The organism is Endozoicomonas gorgoniicola (genome assembly GCF_025562715.2).
Classification (GTDB): Bacteria; Pseudomonadota; Gammaproteobacteria; order Pseudomonadales; family Endozoicomonadaceae; genus Endozoicomonas_A; species Endozoicomonas_A gorgoniicola.
In genome coordinates, this window is the sequence record NZ_JAPFCC010000001.1 from 2,154,927 (window position 1) to 2,171,502 (window position 16,576).

The 16,576-nt window shown below is 47.3% G+C and carries 20 protein-coding genes and 1 pseudogene; 10 read left to right on the top strand and 11 right to left on the bottom strand.

The window, feature by feature from the left end; all coding sequences use genetic code 11:
- The first annotated feature begins 68 nt into the window (after nucleotides 1–68).
- The 5 genes from NX722_RS09770 (at nucleotide 69) to NX722_RS09790 (ending at nucleotide 3,137) form a co-directional block, all read left to right on the top strand.
- Nucleotides 69–542, top strand: a complete 474-nt coding sequence (locus tag NX722_RS09770; RefSeq protein ID WP_262567826.1) for a YHS domain-containing (seleno)protein — start codon at nucleotides 69–71, stop codon at nucleotides 540–542.
- A gap of 51 nt (nucleotides 543–593) precedes the next feature.
- Nucleotides 594–872, top strand: coding sequence for a BufA1 family periplasmic bufferin-type metallophore (locus tag NX722_RS09775; RefSeq protein WP_262567827.1), 279 nt, complete (start codon nucleotides 594–596; stop codon nucleotides 870–872).
- 131 nt (nucleotides 873–1,003) lie between these two features.
- Nucleotides 1,004–1,888 carry a DUF692 domain-containing protein gene (locus tag NX722_RS09780; RefSeq protein WP_262567828.1) on the top strand — a complete coding sequence of 295 codons (885 nt, stop codon included), beginning with the start codon at nucleotides 1,004–1,006 and terminating at the stop codon, nucleotides 1,886–1,888.
- Nucleotides 1,885–2,661, top strand: a complete 777-nt coding sequence (locus tag NX722_RS09785) for an HvfC/BufC N-terminal domain-containing protein (RefSeq protein WP_262567829.1) — start codon at nucleotides 1,885–1,887, stop codon at nucleotides 2,659–2,661. The genes NX722_RS09780 and NX722_RS09785 overlap by 4 nt, the downstream gene beginning before the upstream one ends.
- Nucleotides 2,662–2,681: 20 nt before the next feature.
- Nucleotides 2,682–3,137, top strand: a complete 456-nt coding sequence (locus NX722_RS09790; RefSeq protein ID WP_262567830.1) for a DoxX family protein — start codon at nucleotides 2,682–2,684, stop codon at nucleotides 3,135–3,137.
- Nucleotides 3,138–3,542: 405 nt separating this feature from the next.
- Here the strand turns inward: NX722_RS09790 and NX722_RS29075 are convergent.
- A pseudogene (locus NX722_RS29075) lies at nucleotides 3,543–3,770 on the bottom strand (IS701 family transposase); the annotation flags it as partial.
- A gap of 386 nt (nucleotides 3,771–4,156) precedes the next feature.
- Here NX722_RS29075 and NX722_RS09795 point away from each other — a divergent pair.
- A complete protein-coding gene (locus NX722_RS09795) occupies nucleotides 4,157–5,194 on the top strand; it encodes an LLM class flavin-dependent oxidoreductase (RefSeq protein WP_262567831.1) in 1,038 nt (345 codons plus the stop codon).
- 49 nt (nucleotides 5,195–5,243) lie between these two features.
- Here NX722_RS09795 and NX722_RS09800 read toward each other — a convergent pair whose 3' ends face one another.
- The gene (locus NX722_RS09800; protein WP_262567832.1) at nucleotides 5,244–5,534 is read right to left on the bottom strand and encodes a DUF1330 domain-containing protein; all 291 of its coding nucleotides are present in this window, start codon (nucleotides 5,532–5,534) and stop codon (nucleotides 5,244–5,246) included.
- Between the two features lie 164 nt (nucleotides 5,535–5,698).
- Between NX722_RS09800 and ribB the strand changes: the two genes are divergently transcribed.
- On the top strand, nucleotides 5,699–6,814 hold the full coding sequence (ribB, locus tag NX722_RS09805; protein ID WP_262567833.1) for a 3,4-dihydroxy-2-butanone-4-phosphate synthase: 1,116 nt from the start codon (nucleotides 5,699–5,701) through the stop codon (nucleotides 6,812–6,814).
- Between the two features lie 60 nt (nucleotides 6,815–6,874).
- Here the strand turns inward: ribB and NX722_RS09810 are convergent, their stop codons facing one another.
- The 9 genes from NX722_RS09810 to NX722_RS09850 form a co-directional block, all read right to left on the bottom strand.
- Complete coding sequence (locus NX722_RS09810; RefSeq protein ID WP_262567834.1) at nucleotides 6,875–7,429, bottom strand: NUDIX hydrolase; 555 nt, start codon at nucleotides 7,427–7,429, stop codon at nucleotides 6,875–6,877.
- Between the two features lie 55 nt (nucleotides 7,430–7,484).
- A complete protein-coding gene (locus tag NX722_RS09815; protein ID WP_262567835.1) occupies nucleotides 7,485–8,237 on the bottom strand; it encodes a GntR family transcriptional regulator in 753 nt (250 codons plus the stop codon).
- Nucleotides 8,238–8,282: 45 nt separating this feature from the next.
- Nucleotides 8,283–8,672, bottom strand: a complete 390-nt coding sequence (locus NX722_RS09820) for a carboxymuconolactone decarboxylase family protein (protein ID WP_262567836.1) — start codon at nucleotides 8,670–8,672, stop codon at nucleotides 8,283–8,285.
- Nucleotides 8,673–8,684: 12 nt separating this feature from the next.
- A complete protein-coding gene (locus NX722_RS09825) occupies nucleotides 8,685–10,130 on the bottom strand; it encodes an NAD-dependent succinate-semialdehyde dehydrogenase (RefSeq protein WP_262567837.1) in 1,446 nt (481 codons plus the stop codon).
- Between the two features lie 18 nt (nucleotides 10,131–10,148).
- Nucleotides 10,149–10,646 carry a flavin reductase family protein gene (locus NX722_RS09830; RefSeq protein ID WP_262567838.1) on the bottom strand — a complete coding sequence of 166 codons (498 nt, stop codon included), beginning with the start codon at nucleotides 10,644–10,646 and terminating at the stop codon, nucleotides 10,149–10,151.
- 63 nt (nucleotides 10,647–10,709) lie between these two features.
- Nucleotides 10,710–12,188 (bottom strand): aldehyde dehydrogenase, encoded by a 1,479-nt coding sequence (locus NX722_RS09835; protein WP_262567839.1) that lies wholly within the window; start codon nucleotides 12,186–12,188, stop codon nucleotides 10,710–10,712.
- Nucleotides 12,189–12,193: 5 nt separating this feature from the next.
- Nucleotides 12,194–13,006, bottom strand: coding sequence for an alpha/beta fold hydrolase (locus tag NX722_RS09840; RefSeq protein ID WP_262567840.1), 813 nt, complete (start codon nucleotides 13,004–13,006; stop codon nucleotides 12,194–12,196).
- 12 nt (nucleotides 13,007–13,018) lie between these two features.
- Nucleotides 13,019–13,612 (bottom strand): amino acid synthesis family protein, encoded by a 594-nt coding sequence (locus NX722_RS09845; RefSeq protein ID WP_262567841.1) that lies wholly within the window; start codon nucleotides 13,610–13,612, stop codon nucleotides 13,019–13,021.
- A gap of 191 nt (nucleotides 13,613–13,803) precedes the next feature.
- Complete coding sequence (locus NX722_RS09850; RefSeq protein ID WP_262567842.1) at nucleotides 13,804–15,420, bottom strand: BCCT family transporter; 1,617 nt, start codon at nucleotides 15,418–15,420, stop codon at nucleotides 13,804–13,806.
- Between the two features lie 291 nt (nucleotides 15,421–15,711).
- Here NX722_RS09850 and tnpA point away from each other — a divergent pair, with 291 nt between their 5' ends.
- From tnpA to NX722_RS28860, 3 genes are all read left to right on the top strand, one after another.
- Nucleotides 15,712–16,059 carry an IS66 family insertion sequence element accessory protein TnpA gene (gene tnpA, locus NX722_RS09855; protein ID WP_262567843.1) on the top strand — a complete coding sequence of 116 codons (348 nt, stop codon included), beginning with the start codon at nucleotides 15,712–15,714 and terminating at the stop codon, nucleotides 16,057–16,059.
- 131 nt (nucleotides 16,060–16,190) lie between these two features.
- Complete coding sequence (locus NX722_RS09860) at nucleotides 16,191–16,319, top strand: transposase (RefSeq protein WP_407647979.1); 129 nt, start codon at nucleotides 16,191–16,193, stop codon at nucleotides 16,317–16,319.
- Between the two features lie 27 nt (nucleotides 16,320–16,346).
- A complete protein-coding gene (locus NX722_RS28860; protein WP_407648067.1) occupies nucleotides 16,347–16,502 on the top strand; it encodes a transposase domain-containing protein in 156 nt (51 codons plus the stop codon).
- Nucleotides 16,503–16,576 lie beyond the last annotated feature (74 nt).

A 16,576-nucleotide genomic window follows, 5' to 3' on the forward strand; every position in this document is an offset into this window, starting at 1 on the left:
ACCTAATCGTCGTTCCAGCAAAGATATATTTCTAATCAAGACAAGTCAGCAGCGGGACGGAAAGAAAAATGAAACCAGTAAAAAGAGTGTTGAATACTCTGGCATTTGCTTCAGCCATCGCTTTCAGCGGCGCATTATTCGCAGCAGATATCGATATAAACGCAGATGCGAATGATGTAGCACTGCATGGTTTTGATGCCGTGAGTTATTTCACAGAAGGCAAGCCAGTAGAGGGTTCATTTGAATATACAGCCACTTACAAAAACGCCATTTTCAAATTCTCATCGGCCGCCAACAGAGATGCATTTCGTGCAGACCCTGATCGATACGCGCCCCAGTATGGTGGCTACTGCGCCTTCGGAACCAAGGTAGAGAAAAAGTTTGATATTGACCCCAATGCCTGGCGGGTTGAAAACGGCAAGCTCTACCTGAACAAAGATAAAAATGTTCAGAGAATCTGGGTAAAAGATGTACCCGGAAATATTCAGGAAGCCAATGTCGCATGGCCAAAGATCAAAGATGTAGCAATCAGTGATCTGTAAAAGATCACAGTGACATCATATTTAATAAAGCAAACAAAAGGGAAACCGACCATGAGCAATAAAGCACTCATCTCCGCAGGCCTCGCAGCTGTTCTCGCTGCAGGAGCTATTTCTACTGCCCAGGCCGCTGGCAAAGAGAAATGCTACGGCGTAGCCAAAGCAGGTCAGAATGACTGCGCAAATCTGGCTGGAACCCATTCCTGCGCAGGCCAGTCCGCCAAAGACAATGACATCGGCGAGTGGAAGGCGGTAGCTGCCGGCACCTGCAAAGATTTGGGTGGATATACCAAAGCAGAAGCCAAAGCAAAGCTGGCTTCGATGGAATCCTGATCATCAGGCTTTAACCCGGATGTTTCATAAACGTGCTCCTGTTCCCGGTGGCCCTTTGGCGCGAGATTCAGGGAAGTTTATGAAATATCCGGGTTAGTTAAATCTTCAGGTTTCTGTGGAGTGGATCAAAAATGGCAAATACATGGTATTCAAAACAAGCTCCTGTTGGGGTGGGACTCCGGCACGCCCATTACCATAAGGCATTGACTACTCCCGCAGAACTGGACTTCGTGGAAGTACATTCGGAAAACTTTTTTGCCCTTGGCGGTGCTTCTCTGGAAATACTGGAAGACGCGGCAAAATTGTACCCCATGAGCCTTCACGGTACATCTCTCGGACTGGGCTCAACGACAGGCATCTCTGAAAAACATCTTGATGCCCTTGAGTCTCTGGTTCAACGGGTTTCACCGGTTATGATCTCTGACCATGCGGCATTTGCCTGGGGTGAAGTTAGCGGAAGGTTAGTTCATGGCGGTGATTTGCTGCCCATAGCGTTTAACCAGAAGTCACTGCAAACTCTGGCAGATAATGTGAACCGGGTTCAGGATCGGCTGCAACGGCAGATTTCTGTAGAAAATCTTTCTGCCTATCTCGAGCCGGAGGGCAGTCTCTGGAAAGAGACCGATTTTTTAAATGGCCTGACAGAATTAACACAGTGTCGTTTACTGGTTGACCTGAATAATGTCGCTGTAAACGCCATCAATGATGGTCAAACGGATATCACCAAAGTCATCACAGAATGGGTGGATGAAATTAATCCTGCAGCCGTTGGTGAAATACATCTTGCTGGCTGCACACCGGCTGCACCGGGAGACATCGTCGTCGATGACCACAGCCAGAAGGTATCAGACCCGGTATGGCAGGCTTACTCCCATGCTCTGAAACAGTTTGGCCCTGTTCCCACATTGATTGAATGGGATACCGATTTACCAGCCTGGTCGGTGTTACTGGCTGAGGCAGAAAAAGCCAAAATCATTGCACGACAAGTTTCTTATGAGGCCAGAGAAACAATATGACCGGAATCAGCTGTTCGCAATCGAATCTTCTTGAAGCTATTTTTTCCATGAAGGCTCATTCTGATTTTGACCACAAAGGGCTTCAGGCTTATCAGAGAAACTTGCGAGCTAATGCACGTCGTGCCTTAAGCATCAGTTACCCATTAGTATCACAGCTTTTGGGAAAGGATTTATTTCATCAGTTAAGTGATGAGTTTGTGACGTCCTTTCCTCCAGAAGTGGGTGACTGGGGCGAATGGGGTCATCAATTCCCTCAATGGCTAAAATCCCGGGACATCAGTCAAAGCCTACCTTACATAGGCGACTGCGCCCTGCTTAACTGGCTGCAACACTCTATGGAAAGAGCTGCAAACCCTGAGTTGCGCTTTGAATCTTTTCAGTTATTGGCTGAGCAAGGAGCGCACTCAGGGAAAATCCTCCTGAACTCAACAGCGGTAATAATGACATTTGATTTTCCAGTGGCGGATATCTGGCAGGCCCATCAGTCGCAGGATGATCAACGAAAAGAGTACATGACCATTGCCCGCGAAAAAATACAGGCCAACACTCAGCAAGCCGTATTGATATGGCGAAAACACTGGCAGGTAAAAATCAGGCCAGTCAGTCAAACAGAAAGAATCTGGCTGGAGCAACTTCTGGCAGGTCTTTCGCTGGAGCACGCTTTGAACCAGCTTTCACTATTTACCCACAAGCAGAATTTACCTGAATTGGAATTTGAACAGTGGTTGCCAGAAGCGATCGAAGAACATCTCGCTACTGGTTTCGAACTATAAGACAATAGAAGGATACCTGGATGAATAAATTATCCGTTTTAGTAACCCCTGCCATCTCAATCAATCAGACACTGGCGTCGATCCTGAATTATCTTCAGCCAGTCGTTTTGCTTGCTGCAAGACTGTATGTGGCTCAGGTGTTTTTTTCTTCGGGGCTGACCAAGATCAACGACTGGGAAACCACTCTGTTTCTATTTGAGCTTGAGTACGCTGTTCCTTTTCTTTCCCCTGCAGCTGCAGCTTTTCTGGGGACTTTTGGGGAGCTGTTATTCCCGGTACTGCTGGCCTTTGGGCTCTTCGGTCGTCTGGGAGCGCTGGGGCTTTCTGTAGTCAATGCGGTTGCGGTGATCAGTCTATCTGAAATAGCACCTGCAGCATTCACTTTGCATGTACTCTGGGGCGTGTTGCTGGCTGGCATTGTAGCTTTTGGCTCAGGCAAGTTGTCTATAGATTCAGTACTTGGCTCTGAAAAATAATTTTTCCGGAAAAAAATGGCCAGAAGGTATTACTCTTCCCGCCATTTTGATTGGAAGCAGATCCACCAACCTCAAAATCCGAGGTTGGCTTCAATCAGAATTACTCACTGGAGTAAGCTTTCTTCAGCAGTGTGAAGTGGTCCCCCACAGAAATAACATCTGATCCATTTCATCCGTCATTCAGCACCTGTATCAGGAATAAATCTCTTGATACGGTCGCCCAAGAATTGAAATGATGGTTAATTGTCTCTCCTGCAAGCCAACGACATGTTTTTCATGACCATCGACCAATAAAACATTAATTCCCTCAAAGCAAAAAAACACCCAGCGTGCCGTCGGATTCTGATAGGGCTTTCAGAAAACGAAATCCACGCTCCACCGACTGCTGTGATTTATAAGCTCATGCTACGCACCTTTCATCGCTTGCCCTTCTTGGAACGATGATCTTAGTGCCGATAGATAAAGCTTTGCTCGCAACTCAAACTGGTTCAGGTGGAGCTTATTTGCCAAAACCTCAAGACAAAATGCCGAATATGTAGACATGAATAGATGATTGCTCTGCGTTAGAATCGTATGGCTCGGTGGTATTGCCATGGCGGCATTAGACTTGAGAGTTTTATGGAAGACTTCGACTCATCGCAGTTTTCGGTAATCAGTGATGATAAATCCGAGCGGTCGGAATCCTGCATATTTTCTGGCAACAGCCTTTCAACCAGTTCTAATGGGTCAGTAGTTACGTCAATGAAAGTTAATCGAATATACTATGGTATACCGTATTACTATAATTTTTATTTTTTAATATAAATCCCTACACCTTGTTATATAAGGTTTTTTTTGATAAAAATATTTCTTTTCTTTTTAGATATATTGACATCTGGTAAATAGGTATACGATCATACAGCCATTGCAATGGGTATTGTAAAATGCTCTAAGGGTGATCTTTTCCCCTTGGGATAAGGGGGGGGAGATAGCCAGCGGAAGATAAAAATAAATTAGAAGAATAAGAGGTGCAACAGCCCATGAAATTCTCACTATTTCTGCATATGGAACGCTATAACCACGACAAGCCCCATCAAGAACTGCTTGATGAACTGGTTGAACTTGTGCAAATAGCCGAAGCAGGAGGTTTTGATAAAGTCTGGATTGGTGAGCATCACGCCATGGAGTTTACCATTGGTCCTAACCCTTTCTCTTTTCTCGCTTACCTTGCCTCTTTAACGAAAAATATCCGGCTTGGTGTGGGCACTGCCGTTGCTCCTTTCTGGCACCCGATCAAGCTGGCCGGTGAAGCGGCTCTGGTTGATGTTATGAGTAATGGACGACTGGAGTTTGGTATTGCGCGGGGAGCGTATCAGTGTGAGTTCGACCGCCTTCTGGACGGTAAGCCCGCTGCTGAAGGAGCAAAGTATCTCCGTGAGATGGTACCCGCTTTGCAGAAACTCTGGGCTGGTGATTATGAGCACAAAGGCGAGTGCTGGAGTTTCCCTACTTCAACGGCGGTGCCTAAGCCACTGAACAGCTCCAGCATTCCAATGTGGCTGGCGGCACGTACGCCAGAATCACATGATTATGCCATCAAGAGTGGCTGTAATGTGATGGTGACCCCGTTATTTAAGAATGACGATGAAGTCGTCAGTCTGATGAATAAGTTTGAAACAGCCTGTGCTGACAATCCTGGGGTAAAACGTCCAGAGATTATGTGCCTGCGTCATACTTATGTGCATGAGCAGCCTGAAGACTGGAAAGTTGGGGTTAATGGTATTCGAAACTGGTACGCCCATTTTCAGGGTTGGGCTCGTAATAATCAGGTACCTGAGGCCGGATTCTGTTCGCCTATCAATGAAGATGAACTGAATGAGATGCCTGATTTTGCACCTGAGGTGCTGCGTGAAAATCTGGTCATTGGTACACCAGGCCAGGTTGTTAAGCGGCTTAAGAATTATGAAAAGCTGGGATTGGATGAATACAGCTTCTGGAGTGATAACAGCCTGAGTCATGAGGAGAAGAAGAAATCTCTGGAGCTGTTTATAAAAGAAGTTGTGCCATCGTTCCAGTAAAGAGTAAATCATCTGTACTGATAAATACCCGCCTAAGAGCGGGTATTTTTTAAGCACCCTGCATGATGACGATCTGAGCCTCTGCGGCTCCGGTGCGCTGTGATCGGGCAAACTGATAGTCTTCGGAGTGGTAACAGGACAAGGCCTGCTCATAACTTTCGAATTCAAAGACAACGGCTCGGTGTGGTACAGTTTCAAATCCTTCCAGAGCTGTTAGCTGTTCGCCTCTGGCAAGAATTTTTGCTCCGTAATTTTTCAATGCCACAGGTGCCAGCTCCAGATAATCCTGATATTTTACAGGATCATTAATATCAACGAATGCAACCCAGTAACCCTTCATTTTTGCTTCTCGTATTATGGTATACCATGGTATCTTATAGCTACTTTGCGCTAGGAGATAGCGCTATTGGCAAAAAGTCGGGAAGCAATAGACTGTTTCACCGGGTGGGAAATCGATAAAGCAGTAGACGCCCTGTTTTTATCTCTCAAAGAGAATAATAAGCCATGACATTCAACAGTACCGCACAAATTGTTAATGATATCCGTCAGGGAAAAATGGTTATCCTTGTGGATGACGAAGATCGCGAAAATGAAGGGGATCTGATAATAGCTGCGGAGGCGGTAACTCCGGAAGCTATTAACTTCATGGCGAGATATGCCTGTGGCTTAATTTGCCTCACTCTTGAAGAATCTATTTGTCAGCAACTGGATCTGCCTTTGATGGTGTCAGATAATGGCTGTGCTTACGGTACTGCATTCACCGTTTCAGTTGATGGTGTAAAAAATGTTACTACCGGAATCTCCGCTGCAGACCGGGCAGAAACAATTCTTGCTGCTGTAAATCCACACGCAAAACCATCAGATTTATCGCAGCCTGGTCATATATTTCCACTGAGAGCCCGTAACGGTGGTGTACTGACCCGAGCTGGCCATACCGAGGCAGGTTGCGATCTTGCCGCTATGGCGGGGTTCAGGCCCTCTGCTGTCATTGTTGAAATTATGAATGAAGATGGCACCATGGCACGCCGTGATGATTTGGAAAAGTTTGCACAGAAACACGATCTGAAAATTGGAACAATAGCCGAACTGATCCATTACCGCCTGGAAACGGAAGGCACTGTCAATCGCATTGGACAACAGCGGCTACCTACCATTCATGGCGAGTTCAATATGGTGACCTATGAAGACAAAATTGATGGCACCAGCCATATAGCTTTAACCATGGGGTCTGTTGCAGACGGACAGCCCAGTCTGGTGCGGGTTCACACGATCGATCCTCTGCGCGACTTGATGGGCGCAGAATATCAGGGGCCCAGAAACTGGAGTCTCTGGGAAGCGCTGGAAGAAGTGGCACGAGAGGGACGGGGCGTTGTTATCGCGCTGGGTAATACAGATACAGCCAACAGCCTGCTGCAAAGAGCGCCACAGCTGGCGAAAGAATCAAAGTCGGCTGGAAAGCGGGTTTATGCGGATGTGGGAACCGGAGCCCAAATTTTAAAAGATCTTGGCGTCAGCAAAGTGCGCCATCTAGGACCTCCTCTGCGTTTTACCGGCTTGGAAGGGTACGGTATTAAGATTGTTGAAACCATTCCATTGAGTGAGAATCGCTATTCTGCCTGATTTTTTCCGACGGTTCCCATGCCTGGCATAGGAACCTGAGTTTGGCAGTGACCGCTTGCATTAATGGGTGAAGTGTACAATGCCGTTTTCATGGCAGCCTGTGTACATCCCAAAACTGCTTTGTTCCCTTTCTTCAACGTACCTTTTCAGAATATCGCTGATAGCGGGATAGAAAATATTGTCCCAGGGAATTTCACTGGTTGTGAGCAAACTTACCTTTAATGTTTCAGGGCCGGGTTGATCAGAAAATTGTATCAGTTTTGCACGAAATACGACGTACACTTCGTCGATCTGGGGTACGCTGAAAATGGAATAAGGTGCGATTATTTCGACCTTAGCACCTGTTTCCTCTCTGGTTTCCCTGATTGCTGCTGCTTCAACAGTCTCACCGCACTCCATAAACCCTGCCGGCAAAGTCCAGGTGCCAGGCCGAGGTTTGATTGCACGCTGGCACATCAGGTATTTACCTTCGTGTTCAACTATACAGCCCGTTATAATTTTTGGGTTCTGATAAAACACATGATGGCAGTCACCACAGGTCAGGCGGAAGTGAGAATCACTGTTTTGCTCACGATAACGCAGATTATTGCTGCCACATTCTGAACAGTATTTCATGAATAAAAATTCCAGCCATTTTGATTAGTGCGACTCAATCTGAGGCCAAGCCGGATCAGGTTCTTTCAGGAAACTCTACACGTTGAACTGAATAGATGTCGGTCTGGATTTCTTCCCCGTCTTTTTGCTGCTCAGTGATAACTTTTAACGCAACTTCGGCAGCCTTCTTTATGTGATTCAGGCAGGCTGTATGAGCCTTGTTGACATCCCTGCTTTTGATGGCTGCAACGATTCTGGTCATTTCAGTATCACTGTCCCGGCTGCGCTTTTTCCGGGACAGTGATGTAGCCCGAAGATAATTAACCCGAGCCTGTTGTTGCCGTAACAGGTTTGCAGTGATTTTATTTCCACAGCCTTCATAGAGAACCTCATAAAAATGGTTCACCATTTCAAGAATAGCGGTAATCTCACCCTCTTTCAGTCGGGCTTTCAGTTTTCCAAGGGCGTATTCAAGGTCAAGAACCTGCTCTTCGGAAGCATTGAGTGTGAAAAGTTCCACAACCATACATTCCAGTGCGCAGCGCAACTCATAAATTTCCCGGGCACTGTCCGAGGTCATTACTGCAACCCTGGGGCCTTTGCCTTCCAGGTATTCTACCAGCCCCTCCGATTCAAGATGACGCAAAGCCTCACGGATAGAGGTACGACTTACCCCAAGAAGGTCGCAGAGATCCCGCTCTACCAAGCGGTCACCAGGCAGTAATTGAAAATTCAGAATGGCACCACGCAGAGCATTAAGCACTTTTATCCGCAGGGTTAAGGCAGTGCGTTCGATCTTTACGCGGTCATCCAGTGGCTGTCTCAGCATGGTTACTCTTTCCATAAGGCTTAATGGGAGTCCGGCAAAAACTGATCAGTCTTTACTGGCAGCGTCTACCTCCTCAAATACTGCTCTAGCAACCCTGAAACTGTCGATGGCTGCTGGCACTCCGCAATAAATCGCTGTCTGCATCAGAACCTCTCTAATTTCTTCACGAGTCAGCCCGTTGTTGAGGGCACCGCGCACATGGAGTTTTAGTTCGTGTGGGCGGTTCAGTGCTGTGATCATAGCAAGATTCAGCATGCTTCTCACTTTGAGCGACAAACCCTCTCGCTGCCAGACATCTCCCCAGCAATATTCAGTGACCAGCTGCTGAAGAGGCATGGTGAACTCGTCAGCATTTTCAATGCTGGCGTTAACATAGTCTGCACCGAGCACTTCGCGACGTGTGTCCAGGCCTTTTTCGAATTTTTCTGTAGCCATCGTATGAAACTCCTAAATTCCACCCATCATCATGTATTTGATTTCTACGTAATCTTCTATGCCATAACGGGAGCCTTCCCGGCCTGTTCCTGACTCCTTAATACCCCCAAAAGGAGCCACTTCCGTGGAAATAATACCCTCATTAATACCAACCATGCCGTACTCCAGGCTTTCTCCGGTACGCCACGCCCGACCAATATCCCTGGTGTAGACATAGGCAGCCAGACCAGAATCCGTATCATTTGCCATGCTGATGGCTTCTTCTTCCGTGCTGAAACGGAATACTGGGGCCAGAGGGCCAAAGGTCTCTTCCTTTGCCACTTTCATATCGGAAGTGACATTATAAACGACTGTAGGCTTGTAAAAGTTACTGGCTTCAGCCTGGGGCTCTCCCCCTGTAGTAACAATCGCACCTTTGGCAACTGCATCTGCTACATGGTCTGTTATTTTTTCTACTGCCGCCGCATTTATCAGCGGTCCTTGGGTTACTTCTGGCTCCATGCCATTACCGGTTTTTAACTGCTTGACCGCTGTAGTCAGTTTTTCCAGAAATAGGTCATGTACTTCATCCTGAACCAGAAAACGATTGGTGCAAACGCAAGTCTGTCCGGCGTTGCGGAATTTTGACGCCATAGCACCTTCGACAGCTGCATTGAGGTCTGCATCATTAAATACGATGAACGGCGCATTGCCTCCCAGTTCCAGTGAAACCTTTTTGACACTGCCTGCACATTGCTGCATAAGCAATTTACCGATTTTTGTTGAGCCGGTAAAACTCAGCTTGCGAATGATTTTACTAGAGGTCAGTTCTCCACCGATAGCCAGTGCATCACCAGTAATAACATTGAATATTCCCGCAGGAACACCTGCTTTTTCAGCGAGAGCTGCCAGTGCCAGTGCTGAAAAGGGTGTTTCAGGTGCAGGCTTGACCACGAAAGAGCAGCCTGCAGCCAGAGCGGGAGCACATTTTCGGGTAATCATTGCCGCTGGAAAATTCCACGGGGTCACCGCAGCTACAACTCCTATTGGCTGTTTGACCACAACCAGTCGTGCATCGGGTTTATGGGTTGGAATGACATCGCCGTATACTCGCTTGCCTTCTTCTGCAAACCACTCAAGGAAGCTGGCGGCGTAGGCTATTTCTCCTCTGGCTTCGGCCAGGGGTTTGCCCTGCTCCAGGGTAAGAATTTCAGCCAGCTCGTTCACATGAGCCATCATCAGGTCATACCAGCGCATTAGAACTCTACTACGTTCTTTTGCAGTTCTGGCAGCCCATTGGTGGCGAGCAGCTTCAGCACTGTTGATCGCCTGACGGGTTGCATCAGCGCCGAGCATGGGTACTGTTCCGAGCAACTCGCCAGTAGCAGGGTTATGAACCTGCTGAATAGCATTGTCTTTGTCGTTTATCCACTGACCGGCAATATAGGCCTGCTGTTTAAATAACCAACTGCTTGGCATAGTAATCAATCCTTTTGCTCAGACTGTGGCTGGCTTTTCCCATGCAGTGATTTTACCACGGCAGTAAACCATGGGAGTGTTTTGTTCATTGAGCTGAATATGTTTCACCTGTCCAATCAGAATGGCATGGTCTCCACCTTCATACTCATTCCAGAGGATACACTCCAGAGTGCTGACAGCACCTTCAATGACAGGAACACCTGTTTCACCTTTGCGAATCGGGATGTCTTTAATAGCGTCTGCCTTGGCTTCACCTTTTTTGGCAAAGGCAAAAGCAGGCCCTGTCTGTTCTGCTGACAGAATATTGATGGCAAAACGCTTGCCTTTACTCAGGATTGGATATGTATCAGAGCTATAGTTTGGACATACCAGAACCAAAGCAGGATCCATGGACAGAGCACTGAAGGCACTGGCAGTCAGCCCAGTGACTGTCCCGTCTTCATTGTAAGCGGTCACAACGGTTACACCGGCTGGAAAAGAGCCCAGAGCCTGTTTGTAAAGATCTTCACTAATCATTATTATTTTCTCTCTAAGCCATAAGTAACGGGCTTTGTGGTTTTATTATTAAACTTTGCAGGCTCAACGCATAACAAAAGGATCAGCCATGGGTTCGCTGGAGAGATTCAGCCAGACAGTTTTCTTTTCAGTAAAAGCCAGAACAGAATCAATACCGGATTCACGGCCATAACCACTGTTTTTGAAACCACCAATAGACGCCATAGCTGAAACAGCGCGATAAGTGTTGACCCAGATAATGCCGGACTGAACATTTTTAGCCATTCTGTGCGCCCGGGCTAAATCCCTGGTCCAGATACCTGCTGCCAGGCCAAATTGGGAGTCATTGGCAATAGCCAGAGCTTCACTTTCATCTTTAAACGGAATCACAGCAGCAATAGGTCCGAAGACTTCTTCCTGCATCAGATAGTCGGCATTACTGTTACATTCAAAGACCGTAGGTTCAAAATACCAGCCCTCAGCAATATCCGGTTTGTTACCCCCCAGGCGCAGGCGTGCACCTTCGGCTTTTGCTTTTTCAACAAAGGATTCAACAACCGACAGTTGTTGTGCAGTTGCCATAGGTCCCATTTCGCTGGAATCATCCCTGGGATGACCGATTTTAATTCGTTCTGCCCGATTGAGAAGCTTACTTAGAAAGGTGTCGTAGATGCTTTCATGCACGAGCAGGCGGGAGCCAGCAACACAGCTCTGGCCTGAGGCAGCAAAGATTCCGGCCACAGCTCCATTGACGGCACTGTCAATATCAGCATCGCCAAAGATAATCTGTGGAGACTTACCTCCCAGCTCCAGCGACAGTCTGGCAAAGTTCTCGGCCGAGTTGCGGACAACATGGCGGGCGGTTTCAGTACCACCGGTAAAAGCAATTTTCTTGACCAGTGGATGACTGGTCAACGCCGCACCAGCTTTAGCGCCATAGCCTGTAATAATATTAACGACGCCCTTTGGAAATCCTGCTTCTTCAGTTAACTGCGCCAATTCCAGCAGAGTTGCCGAAGCGTGTTCAGAAGGCTTGATAACAATGGTATTGCCTGCTGCCAGGGCGGGAGCCAGTTTGATTGCCGTCAGATAGAGTGGGCTGTTCCATGGAATAATGGCAGCCACAACGCCCACAGGCTCGTGGATTGTATAAGCCATCATATCCTGCTTATCCAGTGGCAGGGTTTCACCTTCCAGCTTGTCTGCAAGTCCGGCAGTGTAATAGAAAAACTCAGGCAGATAGCCGACCTGGCTGCGGGTTTCCCTGATCAGCTTGCCATTGTCAGTGCTTTCCAGCTGTGCCAGTGTTTCGATATTTTCGGCAATTAAATCACCCAGTTTACGTAGCAGTTTTCCCCTTGCTGTTGCGGTAAGGCTGCGCCATTCCTGACTCTCGAAAGCCTTTAGTGCAGACTCAACGGCTCTGGTTACATCACTTTCATCGGCATCAGGGAACTCTGCCCATGCCTGGGTAGTGGATGGGTCAAGGCTTTTGAATGTCTGACCAGAAAAAGAGTCTGTCCATTCTCCGTTAATGTACATCTGGAATTTTTGCAGGCTCATATATATTACTCCTGATTATCTGGCCGGTTATAAATCGTTGTTAAAAACCGCTGGAGACTATCATTGACCTGTTTTGGAGACTCGACGGGCATCATATGGCGTTCACCGTCGAGTACTTCGGCTTTTGCTTCGGGCATGCATTCGGCGAGAGCATAAGTCATTTGTGGTGTTGAACCTACGTCCAGCTCTCCAGTCAGAACCAAAGTTGGAATCTTTACTTCGCTCAGCTGCTCCACCATATAATTGTCAGAGTTGGCAAATAGCTCATAGGTTTTCAGATAACCCATGTGACTATTATTCTTTAACCTCTTTCTGGTGGCATTGACTTGAGCCGGATTTGCAGCCACATATTCAGGGCTGAACCAGCGATCTATAGCTGGTTCGATATTGGCTGCGGGACCTTTTACTGCCACTTCTTTTGTACGGGCCTTAACCCTTTCGCGCTGTTTTTCAGTGCGGTTGAATACGCTGTTCATTATAACCATCGCGTTCAGGTGTTCTGGATAGTGCAGGGCAAAAGCCCGGGCAACCAGCCCCCCCATAGAAAAGCCGATCACACAGGCTTTTTCTACTTGCAAATGGTTCAGAAGCTCTTTCAGTTGATCTGCATAATCTTTCAGATTGGCACTGTCAGAAGGCTGATGACTGTGACCATGTCCAAGCATGTCATAGGTGATGGTTTTATATGAAGGGGTAAGGCTGACCAGCTGTCCACCCCACATGAACTGATCCAGACCTACGCCATGAATAAGTACAATTGCTTCACCGTCGCCTGACACCTGATAACAGGTGCCTGCAGGAGATGTTTGATACGTCATACAGTCACCCGCTTACTTGACTTCAGCTTCTTCAGCGAGTGCTTTCAGGTCTTCATAGCGGTTGCCTATACGAGGGTGTACACGACCACCGTCGGATGCTCCCAGACAGACAACAATTTCGTCGGCTCTTGGAGAGTCTTCAATATTCATCTCCAGAGTGATGTAGTGGGATCGAAAGCCTTCGTCGTCTTTATGCATCATTGGAATCTGGATAGAAGTGCCTGGGCCGCCACGCTTATTAGTGAATGACAGATAACTCTGGGCATCGACAGCATTTCGGTAATGGTTACCAAAGCGCAGGGTGTGAATCACGGCAGAGGCGTGTTCAATCTCACCTTCAGCACCGACAACAGCAGCTTTACCGTAGGCTTCAATATTAGACAGTCCACCAATGTATTTACCGACGTATTCGACAATCAAAGCACCCAGATCAGAGCATGACTGTTTGATTTCCGGGCTCAGGTCTTCAACAAAACCACGCCCATTCCAAGGGTTTTTAATAACAGCTGCAACACCCACCATGGTAACCGGTTTGTCAGCAGCTTTTCCGCCTTCGACACGGGTTTCTTCAATGGTGGTGACGATTTTGCGAATTTCGAAGCTCATGGTCTTTCCTCATTTCTTATTTTCAGTATCAGAGTTTTCTGGCTACTCTGTCTTATGGCATACCATAAGACAATGTTTGTTTGAAAAAAGTTATCCCCGCAGAAAGTATTGGCTCAGGTATTTATCTGCCGGAGAAGCTTATTGAATGAAACGACTGCCCCGTTACCCACAGTAACGGAGCAGAAGATATATTAGCTGGCTGTTGGCTCAGAAGTTACAGCGATTTTTGTCTCAAGCTTTTTGCCCAAGTCCCTGTCATTATAAGTGATGCCATTGGCTTCATCGTTTAATCCTTTGACCAGCGAAAAGCACATCATGATCAGTATGACTGAAAACGGCAGAGCTGCCAGAGTGGATGCAGTTTGCAGGATTTGCAGTCCTCCTGACAGTAACAACACTGCTGCAACAATACCCAGAGTCAGTCCCCAGAATACGCGGAAGCGCTGAGGGGGATTATTACTGCCAGTAGACAGAATGGTGCAAATAACCAGGGTGCCAGAGTCCGCAGATGTCACAAACCAGCTAACGATCATGATGGATGCAACAGTTGCCATAAACAGGGTTAGCTGTTCGACCCCAATAGCTTCAATGGTCTGATACAGTGCCAGGGTCATGTCGCTGTTGACTGCTTCAACAATACCACCTGCGCCATAGAGTTCGGTGTACAGGGCGGTGCCACCAAACGACACAATCCATATAAATCCTCCCAGTGGTGGAATAGTCAGGGCAGAGAGCAGGAACTGTCGAATGGTGCGACCTCTGGAGATACGGGCGATGAACATGCCTACCAGTGGGCCCCAGGAAAGCCACCATCCCCAATAAAAGATTGTCCATCCACCCTGCCAGGTTGATTCTGGATTTGGATCAGTCCACAAGCCCATGGGAATAATGTTGGCAATATAGTCACCCACACTCGTTGCTAACATACCAAGGAGGAAGACCGTCGGGCCTGCAATAATAAAGAAGCCAATCAGTATAGCGCTGATCCGAATATTCCAAAGGCTCAACCAGCGGATGCCTTTATCAATACCGGACACAACCGAAGCCGTTGCGACTGAAGTGATGACTGCAATCAGAATAATCTGGTTAGTGGTGGAAATTTCCATTCCAAACAAATAGTTCAAACCGGCATTCAATTGAGATACACCCAGCCCCAGGGTAGTGGTCGTGCCAAACAGGGTACTGAATATCGCCAGAAGGTCTACAGCATGACCCAGTGGGCCATTAATTCTGTCGCCAAAGATAGGATACAGGCCAGAACGGATGGTCAGGGGAAGACCTCGACGGTATGAAAAGTAGGCCAGCATCAGGCCGACGATGATATAGATTGCCCAGCCGTGCAGGCCCCAGTGGAACAGGCTGATACGCATGGCAATTTGTGCTGCCTCGCTGGTTCCGGTCTCAACACCGGCCATGGCCATAAAGGGGTTACCCTGAAAATGGAAAACAGGCTCTGCAACACTCCAGAACATAATACCGGTACCAATAGCACAGCTGAAGAGCATGGAGAACCAGGTAAAGAACTTAAACTCTGGTTTCTCATCATCCATTCCCAGTCGTATGTCACCAAAGCGGCTGAAAGCTACCCAGATTGAGAATACAAGAACAAGACTGACTACCGTAACGTAGTACCAGCTCAGGCTACTCTGTATCCAGTTTTTAATACTCCCAAAGATTTCATTGGCCAGTTGAATATTGAAAATGGTGAAAATAACAAAGGCAAAAATCATAACCTTCGAGGCTATACCCAGCCCAGGGTGAATGCCTTTGAAAAACCCGCTGCGGGCTATCATTTGATCGGGCTGCATTAGTTGTTCCCATTATTGTTATTGTTATTGTTATTGATTTTTGTCGCGTACTTGTTGATTAGATAACAAGCGACAAAACTATTTAACTGCCTTTTCTATTTCTTGGTATACCATAATACAATGAAAAGCTGAAAGCCAAGTAAAATCTGCTAGTTCATCAACCGAATGTACTGCAACGTGCCTGAATCACTACCAAATCTTTACCTGTAGGGTAAGCGTCAGGCCAACTACATCTACTACTCCACTGTAAAATCCTGAACACTAATGCTTCCAAACATTCAGGAAGTTGCCATGACAACCCGTCGCACCACTGATTTCTGGAAACACCATATCCGAGCCTGGAACAAAAGCGGGCTCTCCCAGTCCGAATATGCCCGCAGGCATGAACTCCCGGTTAAAACATTCGGATACCATAAAAGACGCCTCGATAATCAAAGAATCATTCAGTCCGCTCTCAATTCAGAAGAGCAAAAGCCTTTGATTCCTGTTTGCGTCGCACAAGAGCCGGAACCTCAAAAAACACCGGAAACAGGCATCACCCTTGTCAGCCCCGGCGGGCTTCGTGACTGGCTCCTGGACGTGTTGCCGGTAGAGCAGAAAAAAGCCCATCAACCTCTGCACTACCAGCCTGCCGCCTGAATTTCCATGACCTGTTTCAATGCAAACTACAGGGTGCTTGTCGGATAATAAACGACATGAATACGATCACTACGCCAGACAGCCCGACCTTTGAATCCCTTCAGCTCGAGAATGTTTAGCTGAAGGCGAAATTGGCGTGGTATGAAGAACAGTTCCGGCTACAACAGCATAAACAGTTTGGAGCTTCCAGTGAGCGCTTTGAAGGCCAGGAACAACTCTTTAATGAGGCGGAAGAACTGGCTCTTTGCTCAATGCGTTAATGATGCCAATGCCATCTATATAGCCTGATCGAAACGGCCAAAGCCAATGGTCTGGAGCCTTATGCATGGTTCCGCTACATACTGTCTAAATTACCTCAGCTACCCAAAGGCAGCAGTGTCGAACACCTGTTGCCTATGAAGCTGACACAGGATGATTTAAAAATAGCGGATTGGTGGAAATAGGGCTAGATAGGGTTCCCCAACCGCTTACTTTGAAAAATAACCTGCTGTTTTGAGAGCGAAAATTAGGTTAACCC